The organism is Streptomyces monomycini (assembly GCF_022271435.1).
GTDB classification, from domain to species: Bacteria; Actinomycetota; Actinomycetes; order Streptomycetales; family Streptomycetaceae; genus Streptomyces; species Streptomyces monomycini.
This window is the reverse complement of sequence record NZ_JAFIQY010000011.1, coordinates 74,661-100,764: the sequence shown is the minus strand read 5'-3', so window position 1 is coordinate 100,764 and position 26,104 is coordinate 74,661. Positions and strand designations below refer to the sequence as shown.

Sequence of the window (26,104 nt, the reverse complement as noted above, 5' to 3'; positions counted from 1 at the left end):
GTGCGGGACGGCGTCCCGGAGGTTGCGGAGCGACCCGTTCGGCCTCCGGCCGGGTTCTCAGCGGCCGTCTTCCGGCGGCAGGGCCTCGGCGTGCGGCAGGGCGTCCCACGGCACCTGTCTGGCGCGCAGGTCCTTGCGGATCTTGTCCGCGAGCTTTGCGGTGTCCCGGCGGTTCATCACCGCGCCGACCGCGGCGCCGACCATGAACGGTGTCAGGTTCGGCAGGTTGCGCAGGGTGCGCTTCATGATCTGCTGGCGCAGCTCGCGCTTCATCTGGCCGCCCAGCGCCGCGTTGACGGTCGTGGGCTTGGTGACGTCGATGCCGCGCTCCCCGGTCCAGGACGTCAGGTAGGCGGTGGCGCGCTGCCGGAGCGTGCCCGGCGGGCGCAGGCCGTAGACCTCGTGGAGCTCGGCGATGAGTTTGATCTCCACGGAGGCCACCCCGACGATCTCGGCGGCCAGCTCGGCCGGCATGGCGGGCGGTACCGGCAGCATCGCCGCCGCGCCCACCCCCGCACCGACGGTGGCGGTGCCCCGGGTGGCACCGGCGACCAGCTTGTCGGCCAGTTCCTCGGGGGTCAGACCGGGGAACTGCCGGCGCAACGTCGCCAGGTCACGGACCGGGATCCGCGGGACGTTGTCGATGATGCGCTCGGCGACCGTCGTCAGGCCCTTGCGGGCGCCCGCGCCGCCTTTCCTGGTGCCGCGGCCCACGGCCGCCACGAGCGAGGCCGCACGGCCTCGCTCCTCCGGTGCGTCGGTCGTCCGCTCCGCGGGCAGGGCGGTCGGGTCGGCGGGCACGGGCGCGTTTTCGTCGCGTGATCGTGCGCCGGCCGCCGGGCCTTTCTCGCCCTTGCGTCCCTTACGGAACGGGTTCACGCCTGCCACGGCGTCGACCGGTCCTCAGGCCGCGCAGTCGCGGCAGATCGGCTGGCCGTTCTTGTCCTCGGCGGCCAGCTGGCTGCGGTGGTGGACCAGGAAGCAGCTCATGCACGTGAACTCGTCCTGCTGCTTCGGCAGCACCCGGACGGCGAGTTCTTCGTTGGAAAGGTCGGCGCCGGGCAGTTCCAGGCCCTCGGCCTGCTCGAACTCGTCGACGTCGACGGCCGAGGCGGACTTGTCGTTCCGCCGCGACTTCAGTTCTTCGATGCTGTCCTCGTTGAGGTCGTCATCTGTCTTGCGTGGGGTGTCGTAATCCGTAGCCATGTCGCTCTCCCCCTCTGGGTGTCTGCGGTGTCTCCAGCGCACGTAACGCGTGAGAGGCCGGACTTGTGCCCGACCTGAGGCGGAGATTTTGCCTCACATCAAGGTCTGTTACTCAATCGACACCCAACCGCACCCCTGAAGAGGTGATCGGTTTGGATGGCGATCAGGACCGTACACGGTCCGAATGTCGCACCTCGCGCACGCCATCACGTGTACTTCCCGTGATCAAGGCCCCTGGAAACCCGGATTTTCCCGGCCTTCCGCCAACCGTTCCGATCACGGAGAGTGGGTGGCGCGAATCTCGCGCCTGTGAGGGATCACACACGGACGGGCCGTCGGGCGGACCGGAGGAATTCAGCGCAAAGCGAACTCGGCGAAGGATCCATGGCCGCCCGCCGTCACGTCAAGCCGGGGTGACCGGCGTGCGGAGGGCGACCAAGAGTGCCAAGAGGTGGGGTCCCGGGTCAAAAAGGACAGCAGGGCGCGCCGGGAGCCGCGGGTGGGGCCGCACCCTCACCCGCGGCTCGCCGCCCGTCTGCGGCCCTCACAGCGGCAGGACGACCCGCATCTCCAGTCCGCCGCCCTCGCGCGGCGTGGCCGTGATGCTGCCGTCGTGCGCGCGCACCACGGACCGCACGATGGACAGGCCGAGGCCGACGCCCTTGTCGCTGCCGGTGCGTTCCGTGCGCAGGCGGCGGAACGGCTCGAAGAGGTTCTCCACCTCGTAGGCCGGGACGGCCGGGCCGGTGTTGGAGACGACCAGCACCGCGCAGCCCTGCTGCGGCTCGGTCATGACCTCCACCCACCCGTCCTGGGCCGTGTTGTAGCGCACCGCGTTCTGCACGAGGTTGAGCGCGATGCGCTCCAGCAGTACGCCGTTGCCCTGGACGAACGCCTGCTGGCGCACGCCGCGGATCTCCACGCCCTTGGCCTGGGCCTCGGCGCGGGTCTGGTCGACGGCCTGCGAGGCCACCTCGGCCAGATCCACCGGCTTCTTGTCCACGATCTTGTTCTCGCTGCGGGCCAGCAGCAGCAGGCCCTCGACCAGCTGCTCACTGCGCTCGTTGGTCGCCAGCAGCGTCTTGCCCAGCTGCGCCAGCTCCGGCGAGGCGTCCGGGTCGGCGAGCTGGACCTCCAGCAGCGTCCGGTTGATCGCCAGCGGCGTGCGCAGCTCGTGCGAGGCGTTGGCCACGAAACGGCGCTGCGACTCGAAGGCCCGGTCCAGCCGGTCCAGCATCTCGTCGAAGGTGTCGGCCAGCTCCTTGAGCTCGTCGTCCGGACCGCCCAGCTCGATGCGGCGGTGCAGGTCCGAGCCCGCCACCCGCTGCGCGGTCCGGGTGATCCGCCCCAGCGGCGACAGCACCCGCCCCGCCATCGCGTACCCGAAGGCGAACGCGACGACGGTCAGGCCCAGCAGCGCCAGCAGGGAACGGTTGAGCAGGGTGTTCAGGGCCTGCGCCCGCTGGTGCTGGAGGCAGCTCTGGATCGCCTGGGTGAAGATCTCTCCGGAGGTCTGGCTGGGCAGGTCGCAGACGTTGCTGGTGGCGGCGAAGTTGCCCCGGAGGATCTTGACGGGCAGCTCGCTGCCTTCCTGGAGCGCGTTGGCGGCCAGCATGTAGATGATCGTGAGCAGCACGATGCCCGCCATCAGGAACATGCCGCCGTACAGCAGGGTGAGCCGTATCCGGATGGTCGGGCGCAGCCAGGGGAAGGGCCGGACGTTGACCGGCTTTGGATCCCAGGTGGGCATGGGCGGTGTGGCGGGGGGCGGGGCGGACGCCTTGGAGGAAGCGGGCATCGTCGATCAGATCCGGTAGCCCGACCCGGGCACCGTGACGATCACCGCAGGCTCGCCCAGCTTGCGGCGCAGGGTCATGACCGTCACCCGTACGACGTTGGTGAAGGGGTCGGTGTTCTCGTCCCACGCCTTCTCCAGCAGCTGCTCGGCCGAGACGACCGTGCCCTCGCTGCGCATCAGGACCTCCAGCACCGCGAACTCCTTCGGCGCGAGCTGGACCTCCTTGCCGTCGCGGAAGACCTCGCGGCGGTTCGGGTCCAGCTTGATGCCGGCCCGCTCCAGGACGGGCGGCAGGGCGACCGTCGTACGGCGTCCCAGGGCCCGCACCCGGGCGGTCAGCTCGGTGAAGGCGAAGGGCTTGGGGAGGTAGTCGTCGGCGCCGATCTCCAGGCCCTCGACACGGTCGCTGACGTCGCCGGAGGCGGTGAGCATCAGGACACGGGTGGGCATCCCCAGCTCAACGATCTTGCGGCAGACGTCGTCGCCGTGCACCAGCGGGAGGTCCCGGTCCAGGACCACCACGTCGTAATCATTGATCTCGATGCGTTCCAGGGCGGCCGCGCCGTCGTACACCACGTCGACGGCCATGGCCTCCCGGCGCAGTCCGGTGGCCACCGCATCGGCGAGCAGCTGCTCGTCCTCGACGACGAGAACACGCACGTCGCAAATCCTTCCTCACGGCCCTGGATGTTCCGGGGCACGGCAAACTCGGAGCCCCTCCATCCTGCCCCGAACAGCTGTAAACCGGCAGTAAGAGGGGTGGGTGAGGGCTCGCGGCCCCGTTCCGCGTGGTGCCGGGCGGGCGGGCCGTGGCCCCCTGGCGAGCAGGCCGCAAGGGCCGGGCGGGCGGGCCGCGGGGCCCGGCCCGAGGCGCCGGGAGTCCCGGAACCGTGCCTTCCGGGTCGTTTTCGAATTCCCGTGCCGCTTGAGGTTTCCGTGAGGTTGCCCATGGGGAGGACGTCTGCACACCCGCGATCACGCCCTGTACGGCGCCATGCCGCGCTCTGATCCATTCGCAGGGACCACGCCGTGATCGCCCCGCCCGTCGGCACACCCCCGTGCCACCGACCCACGACGAGGGGGCGCACCATGGACGCGTTCACCGCAGGCATTCTGCAGCGCATACGGACCACCGAGGCCGACCTGGACCGGGCCCGCGAGTCGGGCGACGACTTCCTCGTCGAGGTGGAGCAGGCCGAGCTGGAGGACCTGCAGCGCCTTGCCGCCGAGCACGGCGTGCAGGTCACGGCAGCCAGCGCCTGACCACCTCCCGGCCGCCAACGACGGCAGCGCCCCGGACCCGCGAAGGGTCCGGGGCGCTGTCACGTTCCCGGCGGGTGCCCGGCCTGGTCCGGCTCCGGCGCTCAGTCGTGCCAGGCGCCCAGTTCGTCCAGCAGGGGCTGGAGGGTCCTGAACACCTCCGGCGAGGCGGCCACGGTCAGGTCGTTCGAGGCGGGTTCGCCGGGGCGGCCGCCGGTCAGCGCGCCGGACTCGCGGGCGATCAGGGCGCCGGCGGCCATGTCCCACGGGTTCAGCCCGCGCTCGTAGTAGCCGTCGAGCCGGCCGCAGGCCACGTCGCACAGGTCGATCGCGGCCGAACCGCCGCGCCGGATGTCGCGGACCTGCGGCAGCAGCGTGCGCAGCACCTCGGCCTGGGCGGCCCGGCGCTCGCCGATGTAGGCGAAGCCCGTACCGATCAGGGCCTGGGACAGCGGCGGCGCGGGGCGGCAGCGCACCGGCTCCCCGTCGCGGAACGCGCCGCCGCCCAGGACCGCGTGGTACGTCTCGCCGCGCACCGGCGCAGCGACGACGCCGACGACGGCCTCGCCGTCCCGCTCAGCGGCGATCGACACGGACCAGGAGGGCAGTCCGTACAGGTAGTTGACCGTGCCGTCGACCGGGTCGATGACCCAGCGCACCCCGCTGCTGCCCGCGACGCTGGCGCCCTCCTCCCCCAGGAAACCGTCGTCGGGACGCCGCTCGGCGAGGAAGCCGGTGATCAGCTTCTCGCTGGCGATGTCCATCTCGGTGACGACGTCGATGGGACTGGTCTTCGTGGCGGCCACGCCGAGGTCGGCGGGGCGGCCGTCGCGCAGCAGCTCACCGGCGCGGCGGGCGGCCTCCAGGGCGAGATCGAGAAGTTCGTCCTGCAGCGGATCGGACACGGTGCTCCTTGCTCGTCCGGGCGGCCGCTCGTGACCGCCCTGCGGGGCGGCGCGGCGCCGCCGTCTGTCGTCTCGGTACGGCTCCGGGGCCGCCCTCTGGGCCTACGCCTGGGCCTCCACCACCGGGCCCGCCCAGTCCGCGCCCGCGGCGGCCGGGCGCGGGGTGCGGGCCGGGCAGCAGCCGACCGGGCACAGGTCGTGGCTCGGCCCCAGCTCGCCGAGGGCGCAACGGGCCGGCGCGCGGCCCTGCTCGGCTGCGGCGCGCTCCAGGACGAGGTCGCGGACGGCCGCGGCGAAGCGCGGGTCCGCGCCGACGGTGGCCGAGCGGGCGACGGGCAGGCCCAGCTCGGCGGCCTTGGCGGTGGCTTCGGTGTCGAGGTCGTACTTGACCTCCATGTGATCCGAGACGAAGCCGATGGGCGCCATGACGACCGCGGGGACGCCCGCGCCGTGCACCTCTTCCAGGTGGTCGCAGATGTCCGGCTCCAGCCACGGGATGTGCGGGGCGCCGCTGCGGGACTGGTAGACCAGCCGCCACGGGTGGTCGACGCCGGTCTCCTCGCGGACCGCGTCGGCGATCACCCGGGCCACGTCCAGGTGCTGGGCGACGTACGCGCCGCCCTCGCCGTCGCCCGTGTGGTCCTCGCGGCGGCCGGAGGTGTCGGCCGCCGCGGTCGGGATGGAGTGGGTGGTGAACGCGATGTGGGCGCCGTCGCGGACATCGGCGGGCAGCCCGGCGAGGGAGGCGAGCACGCCGTCGACCATCGGGCGGACGAAGCCGGGGTGGTTGAAGTAGTGCCGGAGCTTGTCCACCCGCGGCACCTCCAGGCCGTCGGCCCGGAGGGTGGCCAGCGCGTCGGCCAGGTTCTCGCGGTACTGCCGGCAGCCGGAGTACGAGGCGTAGGCGCTGGTGGCCAGGACGGCGATACGGCGGTGACCGTCGCGGACCATCTCGCGCAGGGTGTCGGTCAGGTACGGCGCCCAGTTGCGGTTGCCCCAGTAGACCGGCAGGTCCAGGCCGTGTTCGGCGAAGTCCTTGCGCAGCGCGTCCAGCAGCTCACGGTTCTGCGCGTTGATCGGGCTGACGCCGCCGAACAGGAAGTAGTGCTGCCCGACCTCCTTCAGGCGCTCGCGGGGGATGCCGCGGCCACGGGTGACGTTCTCCAGGAAGGGGACGACGTCGTCCGGGCCTTCGGGGCCTCCGAAGGACAGCAGCAACAGGGCGTCGTAGGGAGCGGGGCTCCCCGCGGCGGACGGAAGGGGCGGATCGCACTGTTCGGGCATGTCTTCGATCCTGCCACCAGCCACTGACAGGCGGAAAACCGGAGGCGGCCACCAGGACCGCGCGCGTAAGCTGTCTCGGCCTCAGTCATGCCTTACCGATTTCCGGACCTCCCGGGCGTCGGCTCTTCACCGGCGGAGCTCCCCATGCCTAGCCCGTACCGCGCGCTCTTCGACACGCCCGGCACCAGATCGTTCACGGCCGCCGGCTTCCTGGGCCGGATGACGCTGTCGATGACCAGCATCGGCATCGTCACGATGGTCTCCCTGATCACCGGCAGGTACGGCCTCGCCGGCGCCCTGGCGGCGACCGTCGCGCTGGCCTCGGCGGTGCTCAGCCCGCAGGTCTCCCGGCTGGTGGACCGGCACGGCCAGCGCCGGGTGCTGCGCCCGGTGACCCTGGTCTCGGCGGCGGCGATCGCGGGCCTGCTGCTGAGCGCGCAACAGGGCTGGCCGGACTGGACGCTGTTCGTCTTCACGGCCTGCGCGGGCTGCGTGCCGAGCGTCGGCTCGATGGTCCGGGCCCGCTGGGCGGCCGTCCACCACAGCTCCCCGCGCCTGCTGCACGCCGCCTACTCCTGGGAGTCGATCGTCGACGAGGCGTGCTTCATCGTCGGACCGATCCTCTCCATCGGCCTGTGCACCTCCTGGTTCCCCGAGGCGGGCCCGCTGCTGGCGACGGTCTTCCTGGTGGCGGGGGTCTTCTGGCTGACGGCGCAGCGGGCGACCGAGCCCGCGCCGCATCCGCGCGAACACCTCGCCCAGGGCTCGGCGTTGCGCTCGCGCGGTCTCCAGGTGCTGGTGGTCACGTTCGTGGCGACCGGCGCGATCTTCGGTGCGACCGACGTGGTGACGCTGGCGTTCGCCGAGGAGCAGGGCCACCAGGGCGCCGCCAGCCTGGTGCTGGCGTCCTACGCGCTCGGGTCGTGCGCCGCCGGCGTGGTCTTCGGGATGATCCATTTCAAGGGTCCGGCCGCCCGCCGGTGGCTGGTGGGCGTGTGTGCGATGGCCGTGAGTATGATCCCGCTCCAACTGGTCGGGAACCTTCCGTTGCTGGCCGTGGCGCTCTTCTTCGCGGGCCTGTCCATCGCGCCGACGATGGTGACCACCATGGCCCTCGTCGAGCAGCACGTACCGCGCGCGAACCTGACCGAGGGCATGACCTGGACCAGCACCGGGCTCGCGGTCGGAGTGGCGCTCGGCTCGTCGGCCGCCGGATGGGTGGTGGACGCGGCCGGAGCCGGGCGCGGTTACCTGGTGCCGGCCGTGGCGGGGGCGCTCGCGGCGGCGGTGGCGTTCCTCGGATACCGCCGGCTGCGGCCGGCGCCGCAGCGGGAGGGGACGGGCGCAGATGGCCGAGGCACAGAGGACGACCGGCAGGAACAGGACAGCCGTACGGACGGGAGCGGCCCGCACGGTCCGGGCGATACGGGGGACCAGGCCCCGGCCCGCCTGGCGTAACTGGGCGGGGACCGTCGCCGTGCGGCCGGCCCGGAGTGTCTCGCCGGCCTCCACCGGCGAACTGGCCGCGGCGGTCCGCGCGGCGGCCGCCGACGGGCTCACGGTCAAGGCGGCCGGCACCGGCCACTCCTTCACCGCGGTCGCCGCCACCGACGGGCTGCTCATCCGTCCCGAGCGGCTGACCGGCGTACGGGAGGTGGACCGCGCCGCCGGCACCGTGACCGTGGCGGCCGGCACCACCCTCCAGCAGCTCAACCGGGCCCTCGCCGCGCACGGCCTGTCACTGGCCAACATGGGCGACATCATGGAGCAGACGGTCTCCGGCGCGGCGAGCACCGGCACCCACGGCACCGGCCGCGACTCGGCGTCCATAGCCGCCCAGATCACCGCGCTCGAACTGGTCACCGCCGACGGCTCGGTGCTCACGTGCTCCGCCGCCGAGAACCCGGAGGTCTTCGCGGCGGCCCGGGTGGGCCTGGGGGCGCTGGGCGTGATCGCCTCCGTCACCTTCGCCGTGGAGCCGCAGTTCTGGCTGTCGGCCCGGGAGGAGCCGATGTCCTTCGACCGGGTGACGGCCGAATTCGACCAGCTCGTGGCCGAGAACGAGCACTTCGAGTTCTACTGGTTCCCGCACACCGGAAACTGCAGCACCAAGCGCAACAACCGCAGCCAGGGCCCCGCCGCCCCGCTCGGCCGGGTCAGCGGCTGGATCGACGACGAACTGCTCTCCAACGGGGTCTTCCGCGCCGCGTGCGCCGTCGGCAGGGCGGTGCCCGCCAGCGTCCCGGGGATCGCGCGGCTCTCCAGCCGCGCGCTGTCGGCCCGTACGTACACCGACATCCCGTACAAGGTCTTCACCAGCCCGCGCCGGGTGCGCTTCGTGGAGATGGAGTACGCGCTGCCGCGGGCGGCCGCCGTGGAGGCGCTGCGCGAGCTGCGGGCGCTGGTGGAGCGCTCGGGCTTCCGGGTGAGCTTTCCGGTGGAGGTGCGGACCGCGCCCGCCGACGACATCCCGCTGTCCACCGCCTCCGGACGGGACACCGCCTACCTCGCCGTGCACATGTACCGGGGGACGCCGTACCGGGAGTACTTCACCGCGGCCGAACGGATCATGACCGCGCACGGCGGCCGGCCGCACTGGGGGAAGCTGCACAGCCGCGACGCCGCGTACCTCTCCGGTGTCTACCCGCAATTCGGCGAGTTCACCGCGCTGCGCGACCGGCTGGACCCGCGGCGCCTGTTCACCAACGCCTACCTGCGGCGCGTGCTGGGCGAGTGAGGCCGGGCCGGGCCGGCGGGACCGCCCGGACGGCTGAAACGCTCATTCGGCCCAACGTCCCGCAGGGATGAACGCTTCGGCAGGCCCGGGAGCCCGGCAGCACACCGGCCCGGACCCGGCGTGCTGCCGGGTCCGGGCCGGTTCGGCCGCCGGCCGCGCGGGGCGGCCCCGTCCGTTCTCCCGCCGAAAGGCATTCGGTCCCCGTCGTGGACGGAAATTCCGCGCCGGTTAAGGGGATTCGGTCCCCGGGCGGGACGGCATTACGTCCCGCCCGGGTGCGGATTTCCGTCCCGTGTTCACGAGGATTTCGGGTCGGGCGCCTGCTGTCCGCCGGGCTCCTGCTTGTTCCGGTCGCCGGAATCGCCCTGGGAGTCGTCACCGCTCTTGCCGGCGTCGTCCCCGGTACCGCCGCCGGACTTCGACGGCTGCGGGCTCGGCGGCGGCGTCGGCTTGCCGCTCCGGCTCGCGTCCGGGCTCGGCGTCGGCGTGGACGGCTTGCCCGTACTGCCAGTGCCGTCACCGGTGCCGGCGGAGCCGCTGGGGTCGGGCGACGGCGTGCCGCCGGTGCCGCCCGTCGTGCCGTCTCCGTGGGAGGTCCCGGGGGACGGCGAGTCCGTGGCGGGCGGGGCCTTCGGCTCGGACTTGTGCCCGTTGCCGCCGAAGACGTTGCTCACCGAGGTCCCCGGATCGCCCGACGCGTCCTTGCCGGTGACCAGCTCGACGCAGGTGACGGCGCCCATCGACAGCACGAAGATCGCCAGCGCGGCCAGCGCCGGCCGCTTCCAGCCGCGCAGCCGGGTGCCGTACGTGGCGGTGCTGACCTCGTCGGCCCGCTGCGGCACCGCGGTGGCGCCGGCCGGCGGGTGACCGGGCCTCGCCTGCCCCAGCGCCATGGTCCGGTCGTCGAGGCGCGGCACCAGCTGCGTCTTGTCCGCGGCTCCGGCGTCCGCCCCGGAGGTCCGCGCCGGATCGGCCTGCGGCAACAGCCGCGTACGGTCGGCGTCCGGGTCCCCGGCCTGCGGCAACAGTTGCGTACGGTCGGTGCCACCGGCCCGGCCCTCGTCCTTGGCCGCGACGGACGTGATCTCGTCCTCCGCGCCCTGCCGGTCGAAGGTGGGCAGCACCATGCCGGTGCCGGACCCGGCTCCCGGCGTTCTGCGCGAGACCGAGGACCGGCGCGGCTTCGGCCGGGTGCCGACGGTGGCGGCTTCCTTGAGCTGCTCGCCGGTCCGCCGGAAGAGATGCTGGAAGACCGAGCCGCCGGTCGTGGCCACGACACTCACCACGCCCGCGCCGATGATGGTCCCGTACACGCCGAGCTTGCCGGCGAGAAAGGCGGCGACGGCGGCCGCCAGGGCACTGCCGGCGACCTGAGGAACGCTCAGGTCGAGCCGTTTCTCCTTGTTTTTCGTGTCGGTATCGCTTTTGTTGTCCATCTCCAGCCTTTGATCGCCCCTTCGATCCATCTTGCACGGACAAGTGACCTATGGGCGAAGCCGGTAGTTCCGATTCTGCGGATTCTGTGAACCTCGCCACCCGTCACACCGTGTAGAGAGATCGACAAGGCGACCAACTCCCTTGGCGCAGGTGAACTTCGGCGGCGCGGCGGTCCACCTCAGTGGCCCGAATGGAGTACTGTGGCGAGCCCTGGCCCCGGAATCCCGTCCGGCTGCCCGGATACACGGGAGGGGGCCGGAAGGTGGCACTCACCCCCGGGTGCCGCCACCGGGCACGGGTGACTGGGAGCAGGAACTAGACATGGTCACTGAGCGTTGCGAACAGGTAACCGTGTCATAACGGCGTTTCTGGGCCAAGCCTCGACACGCCGGGTAACTCGGCAATGTTGTGGCAGGCTGCACCCGGGCAGGCCACACTCGACTAGCGGAAGCAGCGACGCACGTGACGTCGGCAGGCACCACCCGGGAGGTCCCCATGCCCGAACTGCGTGTCGTGGCCGTCTCCAACGACGGCACACGGCTGGTGCTCAAAGCTGCGGACAGCACCGAGTACACGCTTCCGATCGACGAGCGGCTGCGCGCCGCGGTCCGCAACGACCGCGCGCGGCTCGGCCAGATCGAGATCGAGGTCGAGAGCCACCTGCGCCCGCGGGACATCCAGGCGCGTATAAGAGCAGGTGCCTCCGCCGAAGAGGTCGCCCAGCTCGCCGGCATCCCGGTCGACCGGGTGCGCCGCTTCGAGGGGCCGGTCCTCGCCGAGCGCGCGTTCATGGCCGAGCGGGCCCGTAAGACACCCGTACGCCGCCCCGGGGAGAACACCGGCCCGCAGCTCGGCGAGGCCGTCGCGGAGCGGCTGCTGCTGCGCGGCGCCGACAAGGACTCCGTGCAGTGGGACTCCTGGCGGCGCGACGACGGCACCTGGGAAGTCCTGCTGGTCTACCGCGTCGCGGCCGAGCCGCACTCGGCGAGCTGGACCTACGACCCGCCGCGGCGCCTGGTCCAGGCCGTCGACGACGAGGCGCGGGCGCTGATCGGCGAGACCGACGACACCCCGGAGCCCAGCTTCCCGTTCGTGCCGCGGATCGCGCGGCTGCCGCGCGACCGGCCGCTGGACCGCGCCCTGGACCGCCAGACGTCCCAGGACCGGGACCGGGACCGGGACCGTGATCGCGATCGGGACCGTGCGGGCGAGGACGACGAGCCGGCACGGGCCGAGGACGGTTCCGGCGAGCGGGAGCGCGACTCCCTCACCAGCCTCCTGGAGGCGGTGCCGAGCTTCCGCGGCGACATGGTCGTCCCCGAGCCGGTGAAGGCACCGGCTCAGGAGGACTCCGTCGAGGACGAGGAGCTGGAGGAGCCGGCCGCTCCGGCGGCGAGCGCGGGCGCGGGCTCGGCCTACGCCGACGTGCTCATGCCACGAGCGGTGGCCGGCCACCGGGACCGCCTCACGGGCACGACCGACCGCCAGGCCGAGGCCGACGGGGTACGGCCCGGGCGGCGCGCCGCCGTACCGAGCTGGGACGAGATCGTCTTCGGGACGCGGCGGAAGAAACCGGAGTAGCGGAGCAGCGGAGAGCGTACGGACGGCGGCCTGCCGGTCAGGGCGCCGTCGTGCACCACTCCGCACGCCCGCCCGTCGTCACGGACGGGCGTACGAACAATTCCGGCCGGGTGTCAGCCCGCCTCGGCGCCGGTGGCCACCGGCCGCGTCGGGTCGCCGGACCACTCGCTCCAGGAGCCCACGTACAGCGCCGCCGGGACGCCGGCGACCGCGAGGGCCAGCACCTCCTGAGCGGCGGAGACGCCCGAGCCGCAGTAGACACCCACCTCGGCGTCCGCGGTGGCCCCGAGGGCCGTGAAGCGCGCGGCCAGCTCGGCGGGCGGCAGGAATGTGCCGTCGGCGGCGAGGTTCTCCGTTGTCGGCGCGGACAGCGCGCCCGGGATGTGCCCGGCGACGCGGTCGATGGGCTCCACCTCGCCCCGGTAGCGCTCCCCGGCCCGCGCGTCCAGCAGGACGCCCCGCCGGGCCAGTGCCGCCGCCTCGTCCGCCGTCAGCAGCGGCAGCGCGCCGGGCGCCGCGGTGAAGTCGCCGGGCTCCGGGGACGGCATCTCGGTGCTCAGGGCTCCCCCGGACGCGGTCCAGGCGGCCAGGCCGCCGTCCAGGACCCGCACCGAGGGGTGGCCGGTGTAGCGCAGCATCCACCACGTACGGGCCGCGGACCAGCCCTGCCCGCCGTCGTAGACCACGACCGGGCGGTCCGCCGAGACCCCGGCCCTGCGCATCGTCTCGGCGAAGGCGTCGAGGTCCGGGAGGGGGTGGCGGCCGGCCGGTCCCGCGGGGCCCGCGAGTTCGCCGTCCATGTCCACGTAGACGGCACCGGGCACGTGCCCCGCCTCGTATTCGGGGCGGCCGGGCGGGCCGCCGAGCCGGTAGCGGACGTCGAGGAGGACCGGCGGGGTCCCGGAGGCCAGTGCGTCCGTCAGTTCGGCGGTGGTGATGAGGGCATTCATGGGGCTCATCCTCGCGCAGGAGGGGCCCGGTTCTGAAGGTGTCCGTGCTGCTGCGGATCTTTTCCGGCTCACGGAACTTCTCCGGGGGCTTACGGGGGTTTACGGGCCTCCCCCGGGGTTTACAGGGCTTCGCCGGCGGCTCACCTCCCGCGTCCCCGAACGGCAACGCCGCCGAAACGGATGCGAAACATCAAATCGGGCATTCTCCCATGGGAACGCGCCGAAGACGGCGCGGCCGGGGCGCACAGCGGATGAGGGGTGCGAGCATCTGCACGGGACGGCGCACTCGCGCCCGGTCCCCGCACGGCCACCACCCCGATGGTCCGAGGAGAGAGTGACGATGACGACCGAGGCAACGACTCGGCGGACGCCCGGCGCGCCTTGCTGGGTGAGTCTCATGGTGCACGACCTGGCCACGACGGAGCAGTTCTACAGCGCGCTGTTCGGCTGGGAGTTCAAACCGGGACCGCAGCACTTCGGTCCGTACGTCCGGGCGTATCTCCACGGGCGGGAGGTGGCCGGTATCGGGGAACTGGCACCCGACCGCCAGCTGCGGGTCGCCTGGACGACCTATCTGGCGAGTGACGACGCGGACGCGGCGGCCGAGCAGATCCGCGGCTGCGGCGGCACTGTCGCCGTCGGGCCGCTGGACGCGGACGACGAGGCGGGGCGGATGGCGATCGCCTCGGACCCGCAGGGTTCGGTCTTCGGGCTGTGGCAGGGCAAGGAGATGGTGGGCGCGGCGCTGGTCGGCGTGCCCGGGGCGCCGGTGTGGAACGAGCTGGTGACCCGGGAGACGGGGGTGACCGCCTTCTACGAAGCGGTGTTCGGGTACGAGACCCGACCCGAGGGCACGATCCCCGGCTACCAGACGCTGCATCTGAAGGGGCGGCCGGTGGCAGGCGTCCACGGTGTCGGTGACGCGCTGCCGAGGGAGTTGGGGCCGCACTGGGTGACGTACTTCGCCGTCTCGGACACCGACGCCGCGGTCCGGCGGGTGGCGGAACTGGGCGGCCAGGAGGTGCGGGCGGCCCGTGACACCGCGTACGGGCGCGTGGCGACGGTCGCCGACCCCGAGGGGGCCGTGTTCGCGGTGCTCCAGCAGCCGGGCTGAGCGGACGGCCGGAGGGGGCGCGTTCGGGGTGCGGCCGAAGAGGCGTGCTCAAGGGGCGCGGCCGGAGCGCGCGGCCGGGGGGCGCGCGGAGCTGAGCGCGGCGCCGTACCGACGCCGCGCGCCCCCCGGTTCCGCCGGCCGGGACTACTCGACGCTGTACACCGGCAGGACGTCCGGGGACAGCGCCGCCGCGTGGGCGGCGGCCGAGGTCTGGCGGCGCCGGTGATGGCGGCGGCAGAGCACCTCGTAGCCGACCTCGGCCGGAGCGCTGTGGACGTCGCCGATGACGACCTGCGCGCCCTCGACGACCATCTGGCCGTCGAGGGTGCGGGCGTTGTGCGTGGCGCGGGCGCCGCACCAGCACAGCGCCTCGACCTGGAGGACCTCTACCCGGTCGGCCAGTTCGACCAGGCGCTGCGAGCCGGGGAAGAGCTTGCTGCGGAAGTCGGTGCTGATGCCGAAGGCGAAGACGTCCAGCTCCAGGTCGTCGACGACGCGTGCGAGCTGGTCGATCTGGTCCGGGGCGAGGAACTGCGCCTCGTCGGCGATGACGTAGTCCACCCGGCCGCCGGAGCTCAGGGCGGCGACGATGTGGGCGTAGAAGTCCATCTCGTCCGTCGCCTCGACGGCCTCGGTGACCAGCCCGAGGCGGGAGGAGAGCTTGCCGCGGCCCGCCCGGTCATCGCGTGTGTAGATCATTCCTTGCAGGCCGCGGGCCGAGCGGTTGTGCTCGATCTGCAGAGCGAGGGTGCTCTTTCCGCAGTCCATCGTTCCGGAGAAGAACACCAGCTCGGGCATGGGAGAACGCGGGCCTTTCGGGCTCGTATCGAGTGGGGGACGGTCGGGAGCGCACGTGGGGGTGGGCTCACCGGGCGGCGGGCGGGCAGGGCAGGGCGTGCGGGGCGGCCGGGCTCAGGCGCTCGGCCCGGGTACGAGGCTCGGGTGCGGGGCTCAGGTGCGGACTTCGAGGAGCGGTACGAGCTGTTCGGCCGGCGTCATCGAGCCGTGCATCCCGACCATCGCGGACTCGCGCGGCTCCGTCTCGCTCGCCACGACCACCATGTCGGCGTGCGCGGCGACGACGACGTCACCGATGCGGGCCCGGACCCGGTCGTCGACCCGGGGGCCGAACCACCCGGCGGCGACGGCCTCGTCACGGCTCGCCACCCACATATGTTCCCCGACCACCTCGCGCCATACCGCGAGCACGTCACCGGCCGCGCCGGGGTGCGCGTACAGATGCCGCGCGCGCCCCTCGCCGCCCAGCAGCCGCACTCCGGCGCGCAGCTCCCAGTCCTCGTCGAAGTCGATGCGGTGGTCCGGGCCGAACGGGATGTCGATCATGCCGTGGTCGGCGGTGACGTACAGGGCGCTGCGCGGCGGCAGTTGCTCGGCGAGGCGCTGGGCGAGGCGGTCGACGTACATCAGCTGGCCGCGCCAGGCGTCGGAGTCGACGCCGTAGCGGTGCCCGGCGCCGTCCACCTCGGCGTAGTAGGTGTAGACCAGCGAGCGGTCGCCGCCGGCGAGCTGCTCGGCCGCCAGGTCCATGCGCTCCTCGCCGGAGAGCCGGCCGTGGAACGTGCCGCCGCTGAGCGCGATCTCGGTGAGCGGGGTGCGCTCGAAGGTCGGCGCGGAGACCTGGCAGGTGTGGATGCCGGCGGCGTGCGCCTGCCGGAAGACGGTCGGGTACGGCTGCCAGGCGTACGGGTCGGTCCACGGGTACCAGCGCAACTGGTTCATCAGCTCGCCGGTGTCCGGGTTCAGACAGGTGTAGCCGGCCAGGCCGTGCTCACCCGGCGGCAGCCCGGTGCCGACGGAGGCCAGCGAGGCGGCGGTGGTGGCCGGGAAGCCCGCGGTGATCGGACGGCCGGTGCGGTTGAACGAGCTGTCCAGAAGGGACGTCAGGAACGGCGCCTCGTCCGGGTGGGCGCGCAGCAGCTCCCAGCCGAGGCCGTCGATGAGGAAGACGCAGACGCGGTCGGCGGGATCCAGCGGCATGCCCGGAGCACCCGCCTGCCCGGCGCCGGGCAGGGTCAGGCCCTGGCCCGCGGTGACGGTGGGCAGCAGGTCGGCGAGCGAGCCGGTGCCGTAAAGGGGCACCGGGGCGCCTGCCAGGTCGAGGGGTTCCGGTTCCGGCCAGGCGGGGGCGGCGTACGCCATCAGCGGGTGGTGGCCGCGGTGGCTTCGGACAGCGCCTGGGCGAAGGCGAGGGTCTGCCGCACGGTGTCCGGGCCGTCGCCGGCCTCGCTGACCCGCAGCGACAGGTCGTCGGCCGTCGAGGAGCCGGTGTAGCCGTGATCGGCCTCGCAGTTCGGGTCGCCGCAGGTGGCGGGCTCCAGGTCCAGACGGGCGACGGCGCCCCAGCCGATGGTCAGGACGACCTCGCGGGGCAGCCGGCCCGGGGTGTAGGACTCGGGATTGGCGACCACCCGGCTGAGGACGACGGACGAGATCCGGCCGAGCTTCACGGACTCGGTGGAGGTCGTCGCGTACGGCGACGGGGAGGTGTCGTCGGCGGACTGCTCGTCGGTGTGGCTGACGATGAAGCGGGTGCCCGTCAGGACCAGGACCGTGACATGGCGGCGGACCTCGTTGGCGTCGAAGGTCGTCTCCTGATGGACCAAGTACGACACCACCGGCTCGCCGCCGACCGCGGCCTGCACCGCCTCGGCCACCAGGGCCGGGTAATAGCCGCTGCGCTCGATCGCCGCGCGCAGCCCTTGGGTCGTCGTACCGGTCTTAGCCATGCGGCCATCTTACGGGGCGTACCGGCCGGGGCGGGTCCGAGCGGCCGCGTCCGGGCCCCGGACCCCCGGCAGGGGTCCCGGTACCGGCTCTCAGTAGGCGGGCATCCGGCGGGGGCCCAGGTCGGTGGTGGCCGGCGGACGGGCCAGGCGGACCGTGGCGTCCAGCACGGCCACGCCGTGCGGCGCGACGACGACCGGCTCCAGGTCGACGCCGACGACCTCGGGGTGGTCGTCGACCAGCCGGGAGACCCGCAGCAGCAGGTCCTCCAGGGCGGCGGTGTCCACCGGCTGGCTGCCGCGCCAGCCGAACAGCAGCGGAGCCGTGCGGATGGACCGTATCTGTTCGGCGACGTCGCGGTCGGTCGCGGGGACGAGGCGGTGCGCCGTGTCGCCCAGCAGCTGCGAAGGGGCGCCGGCCAGGCCGAAGGAGAGGACGGCGCCGGCGGCCGGGTCGATGGCGGCGCGGACGACCGTGTCGACGCCGCGCGGCACCATCGGCTGGACGACCGGCCGCAGCTCCTCCGGCTTGCCGAGGAAGTCGGTCAGCTCGGCGTAGGCGCGGCGCAGCTCCGCCTCGCCGGTCAGGTCGAGGCGGACGCCGCCGAGGTCGGGGCGGTGTCGCAGGTGCGGTGCGGTGGTCTTCAGGGCGACCGGGTAGCCCAGGCGGGCGGCGGCCCGTACAGCGGTGTCCGGGTCGGGGGCCGGGTGGGCGGGGCGTACGGGGATGCCGTACCGGGCCAGCAGGGCGTGGGCGTCGTCGGCCGGCAGCGGGACGGAGCGGGTGATGTCGGCGTGCCGGGCCAGCTCGTCGAGCAGCCGGTCGATGTCGGCGCCGGCGGCGGCCTCCTCGATGTCCTCGAACTCGGGCACCCGGCCCGGGTCGGCGGCGTCCCGGCGCCATTTCGCGTACCGCACCGCCTGGGCGAGCGACCGGACGGCGCGCTCGGCGGCGGGGAAGGCCGGTACGAGGGGGGTGGGCGGGGAGGCGGGGGCTGGGGAGCCGGTGGACGGGGAGGCGGTGGGCGCGCTGTCGGTGGCCGGGCGGGGTGGGGATGTGGCGGGGCTCTGCGGGGGTGTGGCGGGGTCCTGCGGGGCTGCGGTGGCGTCGCCGGGGGGCCCGGGGGCTCCTGGGTGGGTTGGGGCGCCGTCGAGCCGTGGCGAGGCGTTGTGGGAGGGCGACGGGACGTCCTGGGGCGGCGTCAGGGCCTCGCCGGACGGCGCCGGAGCCGCCAGCGCATCGGCGAGGGCGTCCATGGCCAGGTGGACGACGGTGACCGGCTTGGCGGGCGCGGCGGACGAGGCCGCCTCGCGCAGCGCCGCGGCGAGGTCGGCACCCTCGCCCGGGGAGGCCACGCCCTCCTCCCCCACCCAGGGAATGGCCGTGACGACGACGGCGTCGCAGAGCCCGTTGGCCAGGGCCGCGGACAGCGCCGTACGGAAGTCGTCCGGGGTGGCCGCGGCGGCGAGGACGTGCGGACGCAGCGGACGCAGCCCTTCGGTGAGGCAGGCGTCGTACGTCAGCAGGGCGAGGGACTCGCTGTTGCCCAGGATGGCGACGCGCGGGCCGTCCGGCAGCGGCTGGGAGGCGAGCAGCAGTCCGGCGTCGATCAGCTCGGTGACCGTGTCGACCCGGATCACGCCGGCCTGGCGCATCAGGGCGGAGACCGTGCTGTCGGGGATGCGCACCGTGGGGACGGTGTGGCCGAGCGGCGCGGTGCCGGTGTGGCGGGCGCCCTTGGCGACGACGACGGGCTTGACGGCGGCCGTTCGGCGGGCGAGGCGCATGAACTTGCGCGGGTCGCCGATGGACTCCAGGTAGAGGATCGCGACGTCGGTGGCGGGGTCATCGTACCAGTACTGGAGCAGGTCGTTGCCGGAGAGGTCGGCGCGGTTGCCGGCCGACAGGAAGGTGGAGATGCCGGCGATCGATCCGTCGCCGGGGCCGCGCCGGTGCAGTTCGCTGAGCAGGGCGATGCCGATCGCCCCGGACTGCGTGAACAGGCCGATGCGCCCGGCGCCGGGCATCTGGGGGGCGAGCGAGGCGTTCAGCCGGACGTCCGGCGCGGTGTTGATCAGGCCGAAGGCGTTCGGTCCGATGAGCCGCATGCCGTACGAGCGGGCCTGGCGCAGCAGGGCACGCTGGCGCTCGCGCCCCTCGGGGCCGGACTCGGCGTACCCGGAGGAGAGGATCACCAGGCCGCGTACGCCGTGCTCGCCGCAGTCGCGGACCACGTCGGGGACCTGGGCGGCGGGGACTGCGAGCACCGCGAGGTCCACGGGCTCGGGGACCTCCGGCACCGAGCGGTGACCGGGCACGCCCTCGGGGTCGAGGCGGGTGCCGCCCTCGGGGAAGGCGTGGTTGACCGCGTACACCCGGCCCGGGTAGCCGGAGTCGAGGAGGTTGCGCAGGACGGAGCGGCCGACGCCGCCGGGGGTCCGGCCGGTGCCGATGACGGCGACCGAGCCGGGCGCCAGCAGGCGCTGCACGGAGCGGGCCTCGGCGCGCTGCTCGCGGCCGCGCATGACGGCCATGGACTGCTCGGTGGGCTCCAGGTCGAACTCCAGGCGCACCACGCCGTCTTCGAAGGTGCGCTGCTGGGTGTACCCGGCGTCCGTGAAGACCTTGATCATCTTGGTGTTGGCGGGCAGCACCTCGGCCGCGAACCGGCGGATGCCGCGCTCCCGGGCGACCGCGGCGATGTGCTCCAGGAGGGCGGAGGCCACCCCGCGGCCCTGATGGGCGTCCTGCACGAGGAAGGCGACCTCGGCCTGGTCGGCGCCCGGCTCCTTGGCGGGGCGGCCGCGGTCGTCGATGCGGTCGTAGCGGACCGTGGCGATGAACTCGCCGCCCACGGTGGCGGCCAGGCCCACCCGGTCGACGTAGTCGTGGTGGGTGAAGCGGTGCACGTCGCGGTCGGACAGGCGCGGGTAGGGCGCGAAGAAGCGGTAGTACTTCGACTCGTCAGACACCTGTTCGTAGAACGAGACCAGGCGCTGCGCGTCGTCGGGGGCGATGGGGCGGATGCGCGCGGCGCCGCCGTCGCGCAGCACGACATCGGCCTCCCAGTGGGCCGGGTAGACGCTGTCCGACGGGCTCTGCATGGGGGACAGCGTACGGCCGGCCACTGACAACCGGCTCGGTGTGCGGGCCCGTGCGGGCGGGGCAGGGCGGGACGGGACGGTCGGTCCCGGACGGCGGGCCGATGACTGGTCGGCGGCGGGTCCGGACGGTAGGTCCGGATGGTGGGTCCGGACGGTAGGTCCGGAGTCCCGGGCGGCCAGTCGGGGCAGAGGTCCTGAGTGGCCGGACCGACGGTCCCGGACGGCCGGTCGGGACGGCGGCCCCGAGTGGCGGGCCCGGTGGCCCCGAGTGGCGGGCCCGGTGGTCCCGGATGGCGGGCCCGGTGGTCCCGAGTGACGGATCCCGGATGGCGGACGGTACGGGCGCATGCCGGAGAGCCGCCGGTAACGTGCCCCCGGCCTGCGGAAAGCGCTGCCCCGAGCGCCGCCGCGGACTGCCGGAGCACTCCCAGTGCCATGAGACACTGGTCTAGACAACCGTTACGACTTGAAGGGCAACACCATGGCTGAGCGCCGCGTCAATGTCGGTTGGGCCGAGGGTCTGCACGCCCGCCCCGCCTCGATCTTCGTCCGTGCGGCCACCGCCGCCGGGGTTCCCGTGACGATCGCGAAGGCCGACGGCAACCCGGTCAACGCGGCCTCCATGCTGGCCGTGCTGGGCCTGGGCGCCCAGGGTGGCGAGGAGATCGTGCTGGCCTCCGACGCCGAGGGCGCCGACGCCGCGCTCGACCGCCTCGCCAAGCTGGTCGCCGAGGGCCTTGAGGAGCTCCCGGAGACCGTCTGAACCGCTTCGCGGGTCACTGTGTTCGCGGCTCCGCCGCGGTAGCCGGGCCACCGGCGCCGGGGCGGAGCCGTTTTTCGTGCGTTCTCCTACGCCACGGCCGGTGAGCGGCACCCCGGAAAACTCGCACGCCACTACTCGGGACACGTCGAGGAATTCCTCTCACGCCTCACCCGCAGTTCTTCTGCACTCTCTGCGGCCCTTCGTGGAAATTAGCCCGCGCTTTCTCGCAGCCACCGTGCCGCCGCGGAACTCGCACCCACTCCCCGGCATAGCGTGAAATCACCTACCGCCTGTATACGGCCCGCCTGTTAATTCCGTTCGCGCGCCGTGTTTACGGTCTGTTTCGTATCCCTCACCGCCGGCCCGAGGACCACCGGGCGCAGCCGGTACGCCGGGCGCGAGCGCTCGACGTGCGCCGCCATCAGGGCGCGGGCCCGCTCGGCGTCCCCGCGGCTCACCGCGTCCAGCACCGCCCCGTGCTCCTCCCAGGAGCGCTCGTCGCAGGCCGGGAGCTCGACCATGTACATCCAGTCGATCTTGCGCCGCAGCTGGGTGAGCAGCGTCGCCAGGCCGGTACTGCCGGACGCCTGGGCGAGCGTCTCGTGGAACCAGCCGTCGAGTTGGCGCAGCTCGACGTGGTGGCCGTGCAGGGCGCGCTCACGGCCCAGCCGCACGACGCCGCGCAACACCTTGATGTGGGCCGCGGTGCGGCGGGCGGCGGCGCGCGCGGCGCCGAGCGGCTCCAGCAGCGCCCGGACGTCCAGGGCGTCGACCGCCTCGCGCTCGGTCGGCTCGGCCACGCAGGCACCCGCGTGGTGCCGGATGACGACGAAGCCCTCCGACTGCAACGTACGCAACGCCTCACGCACGGGAACGCGCGAGACCCCGTAGCGGCCGGCCAGCATTTCCTCGATCAGCCGGCTGCCCGGCGGAAGAACACCGGACACGATGTCGTCACGGATCGCCGTGCACACCACATGCGCGGAAAGAGGACCTCGCACCGTATGCGCCTCCGCCGTAATTCACTGGAAACTTCCGGGAAATGCCGCCGGACGGCGGCTTTCGACGTGACTCTAGGCGACAGAAAGCAGATCTCCGACGGCCGCGGCGCATTCATGGATATTTTTTGGCCAGGTGCTCCCCGGGCGGAAACGCAGATGCCCCGGCCGCGGGGGCCGGGGCATCGTACGGGGGACGGGTGCGACGGGAGTGAGCCAGCGTGACGGGTGTGCGTCAGACGTTCACACCGTGCGAGCGCAGGTAGGCGACCGGGTCGATGTCCGAGCCGTACTCCGCGGAGGTGCGGGCCTCGAAGTGCAGGTGCGGCCCGGTGGTGTTGCCGGTGTTGCCGGACAGGGCGATCTGCTGGCCCGGGGTGACCGTCTGGCCGACCGAGACGCTGATGGACGACAGGTGGCCGTACTGGGTGTAGGTGCCGTCGTTCATCTTGATGATGACGTTGTTCCCGTACGCGCCGCCCCAGCCGGTCTCGACGACGGTTCCGGAGCCGACGGCGTGCACGGTGGTCCCGTAGGCGGCGTGGAAGTCGATGCCGGTGTGGCTGCCCGAGGACCACAGGCCGCTGGAGGCCTTGTAGCTGGTGGAGACGTAGGAGCCGTCGACCGGCGAGACGTACGTGAGCAGGCGCTTGCGCTCGGCCTCACGGGCGGCGCGCTCCTTGGCTTCCCGCTCCTTCTTCGCCTCGGCCTCGGCCTGACGCTTGGCCTCCTCGGCCTGCTTGCGCGCCTCGGCCTCGGCCTTCGCCTGCGCGGCGGCGGCCTCGGCGGCCTCCTGCTGCGCGTCGGCCTGTGCCTCGATCTGCTCGGCGAGCTCGTCGCCGAGGACGACGGCGTGGTGGAGGCCGGTGTCGTGGTTGCTCGCATCGTCCGGGTTGCCGGCCGCCAGAGCCGGGGAGGCGACGGAGGCGATGACGCCGGAGGCGGCGAGCGTGGCTATGCCGGCGAGGTTACGGGTCGTCCGCGCGCTGCGGCTCGGACCACGGTGCTTCCCGGTGGCACGGGTGAACGCCATGGGCTGGCTGTGTCCTTTCCTTCCCTCTCGCCTACCGGGTTAGCTGACGGGTTCGGAGCAGGAAGGTCTCCTACGGGCGCCTCCGGGAAGGCGTCCGATTCACCCCGGGGGACTTGGGTCCCCGGCTCCCCTGACTCGCGCCGTACGGGGACTCGGCGATGACTGTCCGTGCCGCGGTTGCGGCGGTGATCCTGCGGACAGCCGGATCGACGCTAAACGGGGCAACTTTCAATCGGCAAACAGAACCCCGGTTTTGTGCCGTACGCCACACGGGCACCGTGCAACCACCCCCAACAATTGGGGCATAAAGAAGATCCAGTGGCGCCTGCGCACCACTGGATCCCTTATGTGACCGTTCGTCACTCGTCCGGGTCACGGCCGTCAGCCATCGCGGCAGCCGTCGGCCATCACCGGCCACCACCGGTCACCGGCTGTCCGTCCCGCGCCGGCGCGTCGCGCCTCAGCCCTTGACGACCGTCACCTCCCCGATACCGAGCGCCTTGACGGGCTCCTCGATCGCGGCGGCGTCGCCCACCAGGACCGTCACCAGCCGGTCGACCGGGAAGGCGTTGACGGCCGCGGCGGTCGCCTCGACCGTGCCGGTCTGCGCAAGCCGCTCGTACAGCCGGGCCTGGTAGTCGTCCGGAAGCTGCTGCTCGACCTGGTCGGCGAGGGTGCCCGCGACGGCCGCCGCCGTCTCGTACTTCAGCGGCGCGACCCCGACGAGGTTCTGTACGGCCACGTCGCGCTCGGCGTCCGTCAGGCCCTCCGCCGCGAGGGTGCGCAGCACCTTCCAGAGGTCCTCCAGCGCCGGGCCGGTCGAGGCGGTGTCCACCGAACCGCTGATGGCGAGCATCGCGGCGCCGTCGCCGTCGGCCGAGGAGCGCAGCACCTGCCCGAAGGAGCGCACCCCGTAGGTGTAGCCCTTCTCCTCGCGCAGCACCCGGTCCAGGCGGGAGGTGAGGGTGCCGCCCAGGCAGTACGTGCCGAGCACCTGCGCGGGCCAGACGCGGTCGTGCCGGTCGGCGCCGATCCGGCCGATCAGCAGCTGGGTCTGTACGGCGCCGGGGCGGTCGACGATCACGACGCGGCCGGTGTCGTCGGCGGTGATCGGGCTGGCCTTCACCGGTTCGGCGGGCGACCCCGTCCAGGCGCCGAGGGTCTCCGCGAGGGCCGCGTCCAGATCGACGCCGGAGAAGTCGCCGACGACGACGGCGGTGGCCGTGGCGGGGCGCACATGGGCCTCGTAGAAGGCACGTACGGCCGCCGCGTCGATACGGGTGACGGTCTCCTCGGTGCCCTGGCGCGGCCGGGACATCCGGGAGTCGGCCGGGAACAGCTCCTTAGACAGGGCCATCGCGGCGCGGCGAGCCGGATTGGCCAGCTCGTGCGGGATCTCGTCGAGGCGGTTGGCCACCAGGCGCTCGACCTCGCCGTCCGGGAAGGCGGGGGCGCGCAGAGCGTCGGCGAGCAGGCCGAGCGCCTTGTCCAGCCGGGAGGCCGGGACCTCCAGGGACACCCGGACGCCGGGGTGGTCGGCGTGCGCGTCGAGAGTGGCGCCGCAGCGCTCCAGCTCGGCGGCGAACTCCTCGGCGTCGTGCTTGTCGGTGCCCTCGGACAGGGCGCGCGCCATGATCGTGGCGACGCCGTCCAGGCCCGCCGGCTCGGCCTCCAGGGGCGCGACGACGTCGATCTCGACGGCGACGACCTGCTGGCCCGGGCGGTGGCTGCGCAGGACCGTGAGGCCGTTGGGGAGCCGGCCGCGCTCAGGGGCCGGGAAGGCCCACGGCTTGGGGTCGCCGCCGACCGGCTGCGGGTGGAAGGTCATCGTGCTGCTGACGGCGTCACTCACTGGGCCGCCTCCTCGTCGTTGTCCTCGGCGGCGGTCGGCTCGGTCGGCTCGTACACGAGGACCGCGCGGTTGTCGGGGCGCAGCCGGGCCTTGGCGACCTCCTGCACCTCCTGCGGGGTGATGTCCAGGACGCGCTGCACGGCCGTCAGGGCGAGCTGCGGGTCGCCGAACAGGACCGTGAACCGGCACAGTTCGTCGGCGCGCCCGGCGGCCGTGGCGAGCCGGTCCAGCCACTCGCGCTCCAGCTGGGCCTGCGCGCGCTCCATCTCCTCGGGCGTGGGCCCCTCCTCGGCGAAGCGGGCCAGCTCCTCGTCGACGGCGCTCTCGATGCCGGAGACCTCGACGCCGCCGGAGGTCTTCACGTCCAGCCAGCCCAGCGAGGGGGCGCCGGCCAGCCGGAGCAGGCCGAAGCCCGCCGCCACGGCCGTACGGTCACGGCGCACCAGCCGGTTGTACAGCCGCGAGGACTCGCCGCCGCCGAGCACGGTCAGCGCCAGGTCGGCCGCGTCGGCCTCGCGGGTGCCGTCGTGCGGGAGGCGGTAGGCGGCCATCAGGGCGCGGGAGGGGACGTCCTCCTCGACGACCTCGCGCAGCTCCTTGCCGATGACCTCCGGGAGGGAGCCGTCGCGCGGCGGCTGCTTGCCCTCGTGGCCGGGGATGGTGCCGAAGTACTTCTCCACCCAGGCGAGGGTCTGCTCGGTGTCGATGTCGCCGACGATCGACAGCACCGCGTTGTTGGGCGCGTAGTACGTACGGAAGAAGGCCCGCGCGTCCTCCAGGGAGGCGGCGTCCAGGTCGGCCATCGAACCGATGGGCGTGTGGTGGTACGGGTGTCCCTCCGGGTAGGCCATGGCCGTCAGCTTCTCGAAGGCCGTGCCGTAGGGGACGTTGTCGTAACGCTGGCGGCGCTCGTTCTTGACGACGTCGCGCTGGTTGTCCAGGGACTCCTCGTCGAGCGCCGTGAGCAGGGAGCCCATGCGGTCGGCCTCCAGCCAGAGCGCGAGCTCCAGCTGGTGGGCGGGCATGGTCTCGAAGTAGTTGGTGCGCTCGAAGCTGGTGGTGCCGTTCAGGGAGCCGCCGGCGCCCTGGACCAGTTCGAAGTGGCCGTTGCCCGAGACCTGGGCGGAGCCCTGGAACATGAGGTGCTCGAAGAGGTGGGCCAGGCCCGTGCGCCCCTTGACCTCGTGGCGCGAGCCGACGTCGTACCAGAGGCAGACCGCGGCGACCGGGGTCAGGTGATCTTCGGAGAGCACCACACGCAGGCCGTTGGCCAGCCGGTGCTCGGTCGCTGTCAGGCCGCCGGAGCCGGCTTGTTCTGTGGCCGTGTGACCCATGGG

General features: G+C 73.1%; 22 protein-coding genes and 1 riboswitch. Of the genes, 6 read left to right on the top strand and 16 right to left on the bottom strand.

Annotated features, from left to right (window positions below; all coding sequences use genetic code 11):
- Window positions 1-57: 57 nt before the first annotated feature.
- The 4 genes from JXZ78_RS15795 to JXZ78_RS15780 form a co-directional block, all read right to left on the bottom strand.
- Window positions 58-888, bottom strand: a complete 831-nt coding sequence (locus JXZ78_RS15795; RefSeq protein WP_030021223.1) for a hypothetical protein — start codon at window positions 886-888, stop codon at window positions 58-60.
- Window positions 889-903: 15 nt separating this feature from the next.
- The gene (locus tag JXZ78_RS15790; RefSeq protein WP_003982531.1) at window positions 904-1,206 is read right to left on the bottom strand and encodes a DUF4193 domain-containing protein; all 303 of its coding nucleotides are present in this window, start codon (window positions 1,204-1,206) and stop codon (window positions 904-906) included.
- A 544-nt stretch (window positions 1,207-1,750) separates the two neighbouring features.
- Window positions 1,751-3,004 carry a sensor histidine kinase gene (locus tag JXZ78_RS15785; protein ID WP_030021222.1) on the bottom strand — a complete coding sequence of 418 codons (1,254 nt, stop codon included), beginning with the start codon at window positions 3,002-3,004 and terminating at the stop codon, window positions 1,751-1,753.
- A gap of 6 nt (window positions 3,005-3,010) precedes the next feature.
- On the bottom strand, window positions 3,011-3,664 hold the full coding sequence (locus tag JXZ78_RS15780) for a response regulator transcription factor (protein ID WP_030021221.1): 654 nt from the start codon (window positions 3,662-3,664) through the stop codon (window positions 3,011-3,013).
- 429 nt (window positions 3,665-4,093) lie between these two features.
- Between JXZ78_RS15780 and JXZ78_RS15775 the strand changes: the two genes are divergently transcribed.
- Window positions 4,094-4,267 carry a hypothetical protein gene (locus tag JXZ78_RS15775; protein ID WP_167745437.1) on the top strand — a complete coding sequence of 58 codons (174 nt, stop codon included), beginning with the start codon at window positions 4,094-4,096 and terminating at the stop codon, window positions 4,265-4,267.
- A 101-nt stretch (window positions 4,268-4,368) separates the two neighbouring features.
- On the opposite strand, the gene JXZ78_RS15770 is transcribed toward JXZ78_RS15775, so the two are convergent.
- The gene (locus JXZ78_RS15770) at window positions 4,369-5,169 is read right to left on the bottom strand and encodes an inositol monophosphatase family protein (RefSeq protein WP_030021220.1); all 801 of its coding nucleotides are present in this window, start codon (window positions 5,167-5,169) and stop codon (window positions 4,369-4,371) included.
- A 102-nt stretch (window positions 5,170-5,271) separates the two neighbouring features.
- Window positions 5,272-6,453, bottom strand: a complete 1,182-nt coding sequence (locus JXZ78_RS15765) for a ferrochelatase (RefSeq protein ID WP_030021219.1) — start codon at window positions 6,451-6,453, stop codon at window positions 5,272-5,274.
- Between the two features lie 144 nt (window positions 6,454-6,597).
- Between JXZ78_RS15765 and JXZ78_RS15760 the strand changes: the two genes are divergently transcribed.
- Both JXZ78_RS15760 and JXZ78_RS15755 read left to right on the top strand, forming a co-directional pair.
- Window positions 6,598-7,911: an MFS transporter gene (locus JXZ78_RS15760; protein ID WP_030021218.1), complete on the top strand. Its 1,314-nt coding sequence runs from the start codon at window positions 6,598-6,600 to the stop codon at window positions 7,909-7,911.
- Window positions 7,802-9,190, top strand: a complete 1,389-nt coding sequence (locus JXZ78_RS15755; RefSeq protein ID WP_078624375.1) for a D-arabinono-1,4-lactone oxidase — start codon at window positions 7,802-7,804, stop codon at window positions 9,188-9,190. The genes JXZ78_RS15760 and JXZ78_RS15755 overlap by 110 nt, the downstream gene beginning before the upstream one ends.
- A gap of 296 nt (window positions 9,191-9,486) precedes the next feature.
- Here the strand turns inward: JXZ78_RS15755 and JXZ78_RS15750 are convergent, their stop codons facing one another.
- A complete protein-coding gene (locus JXZ78_RS15750) occupies window positions 9,487-10,626 on the bottom strand; it encodes a hypothetical protein (protein ID WP_030021216.1) in 1,140 nt (379 codons plus the stop codon).
- A 496-nt stretch (window positions 10,627-11,122) separates the two neighbouring features.
- Between JXZ78_RS15750 and sepH the strand changes: the two genes are divergently transcribed.
- Window positions 11,123-12,208 carry a septation protein SepH gene (gene sepH, locus JXZ78_RS15745; RefSeq protein WP_030021215.1) on the top strand — a complete coding sequence of 362 codons (1,086 nt, stop codon included), beginning with the start codon at window positions 11,123-11,125 and terminating at the stop codon, window positions 12,206-12,208.
- A gap of 113 nt (window positions 12,209-12,321) precedes the next feature.
- Here the strand turns inward: sepH and JXZ78_RS15740 are convergent, their stop codons facing one another.
- Entirely contained in the window at window positions 12,322-13,158 is an 837-nt protein-coding gene (locus JXZ78_RS15740; RefSeq protein WP_030021214.1) for a sulfurtransferase, read from the bottom strand.
- A gap of 340 nt (window positions 13,159-13,498) precedes the next feature.
- Here JXZ78_RS15740 and JXZ78_RS15735 point away from each other — a divergent pair, with 340 nt between their 5' ends.
- On the top strand, window positions 13,499-14,272 hold the full coding sequence (locus JXZ78_RS15735) for a VOC family protein (protein WP_030021213.1): 774 nt from the start codon (window positions 13,499-13,501) through the stop codon (window positions 14,270-14,272).
- Window positions 14,273-14,416: 144 nt separating this feature from the next.
- Here the strand turns inward: JXZ78_RS15735 and JXZ78_RS15730 are convergent, their stop codons facing one another.
- The 4 genes from JXZ78_RS15730 to JXZ78_RS15715 all read right to left on the bottom strand — a co-directional run bounded on the left by JXZ78_RS15730 (window position 14,417) and on the right by JXZ78_RS15715 (window position 20,121).
- Window positions 14,417-15,070: a thymidine kinase gene (locus JXZ78_RS15730; RefSeq protein WP_030021212.1), complete on the bottom strand. Its 654-nt coding sequence runs from the start codon at window positions 15,068-15,070 to the stop codon at window positions 14,417-14,419.
- A 153-nt stretch (window positions 15,071-15,223) separates the two neighbouring features.
- Entirely contained in the window at window positions 15,224-16,432 is a 1,209-nt protein-coding gene (locus JXZ78_RS15725) for an alkaline phosphatase family protein (RefSeq protein WP_030021211.1), read from the bottom strand.
- Window positions 16,432-17,019, bottom strand: a complete 588-nt coding sequence (locus JXZ78_RS15720) for a DUF5998 family protein (RefSeq protein WP_003981824.1) — start codon at window positions 17,017-17,019, stop codon at window positions 16,432-16,434. Before JXZ78_RS15720 ends, JXZ78_RS15725 begins: the two co-directional genes overlap by 1 nt.
- A 90-nt stretch (window positions 17,020-17,109) precedes the next feature.
- On the bottom strand, window positions 17,110-20,121 hold the full coding sequence (locus JXZ78_RS15715; protein ID WP_238783137.1) for a bifunctional acetate--CoA ligase family protein/GNAT family N-acetyltransferase: 3,012 nt from the start codon (window positions 20,119-20,121) through the stop codon (window positions 17,110-17,112).
- Between the two features lie 481 nt (window positions 20,122-20,602).
- On the opposite strand from JXZ78_RS15715, the gene JXZ78_RS15710 reads away from it, so the two are divergent.
- Window positions 20,603-20,884: an HPr family phosphocarrier protein gene (locus JXZ78_RS15710; RefSeq protein ID WP_030021209.1), complete on the top strand. Its 282-nt coding sequence runs from the start codon at window positions 20,603-20,605 to the stop codon at window positions 20,882-20,884.
- Window positions 20,885-21,192: 308 nt separating this feature from the next.
- On the opposite strand, the gene JXZ78_RS15705 is transcribed toward JXZ78_RS15710, so the two are convergent.
- From JXZ78_RS15705 to JXZ78_RS15690, 4 genes are all read right to left on the bottom strand, one after another.
- The gene (locus tag JXZ78_RS15705; protein ID WP_372498427.1) at window positions 21,193-21,858 is read right to left on the bottom strand and encodes a GntR family transcriptional regulator; all 666 of its coding nucleotides are present in this window, start codon (window positions 21,856-21,858) and stop codon (window positions 21,193-21,195) included.
- 259 nt (window positions 21,859-22,117) lie between these two features.
- Window positions 22,118-22,915, bottom strand: a complete 798-nt coding sequence (locus tag JXZ78_RS15700; protein ID WP_030021207.1) for a M23 family metallopeptidase — start codon at window positions 22,913-22,915, stop codon at window positions 22,118-22,120.
- A 13-nt stretch (window positions 22,916-22,928) separates the two neighbouring features.
- A riboswitch (cyclic di-AMP (ydaO/yuaA leader) is annotated at window positions 22,929-23,083 on the bottom strand.
- A 292-nt stretch (window positions 23,084-23,375) separates the two neighbouring features.
- A complete protein-coding gene (locus tag JXZ78_RS15695) occupies window positions 23,376-24,743 on the bottom strand; it encodes a M16 family metallopeptidase (RefSeq protein WP_033038306.1) in 1,368 nt (455 codons plus the stop codon).
- Window positions 24,744-24,763: 20 nt separating this feature from the next.
- Window positions 24,764-26,101 (bottom strand): M16 family metallopeptidase, encoded by a 1,338-nt coding sequence (locus JXZ78_RS15690; RefSeq protein ID WP_030021205.1) that lies wholly within the window; start codon window positions 26,099-26,101, stop codon window positions 24,764-24,766.
- Window positions 26,102-26,104: the final 3 nt, after the last annotated feature.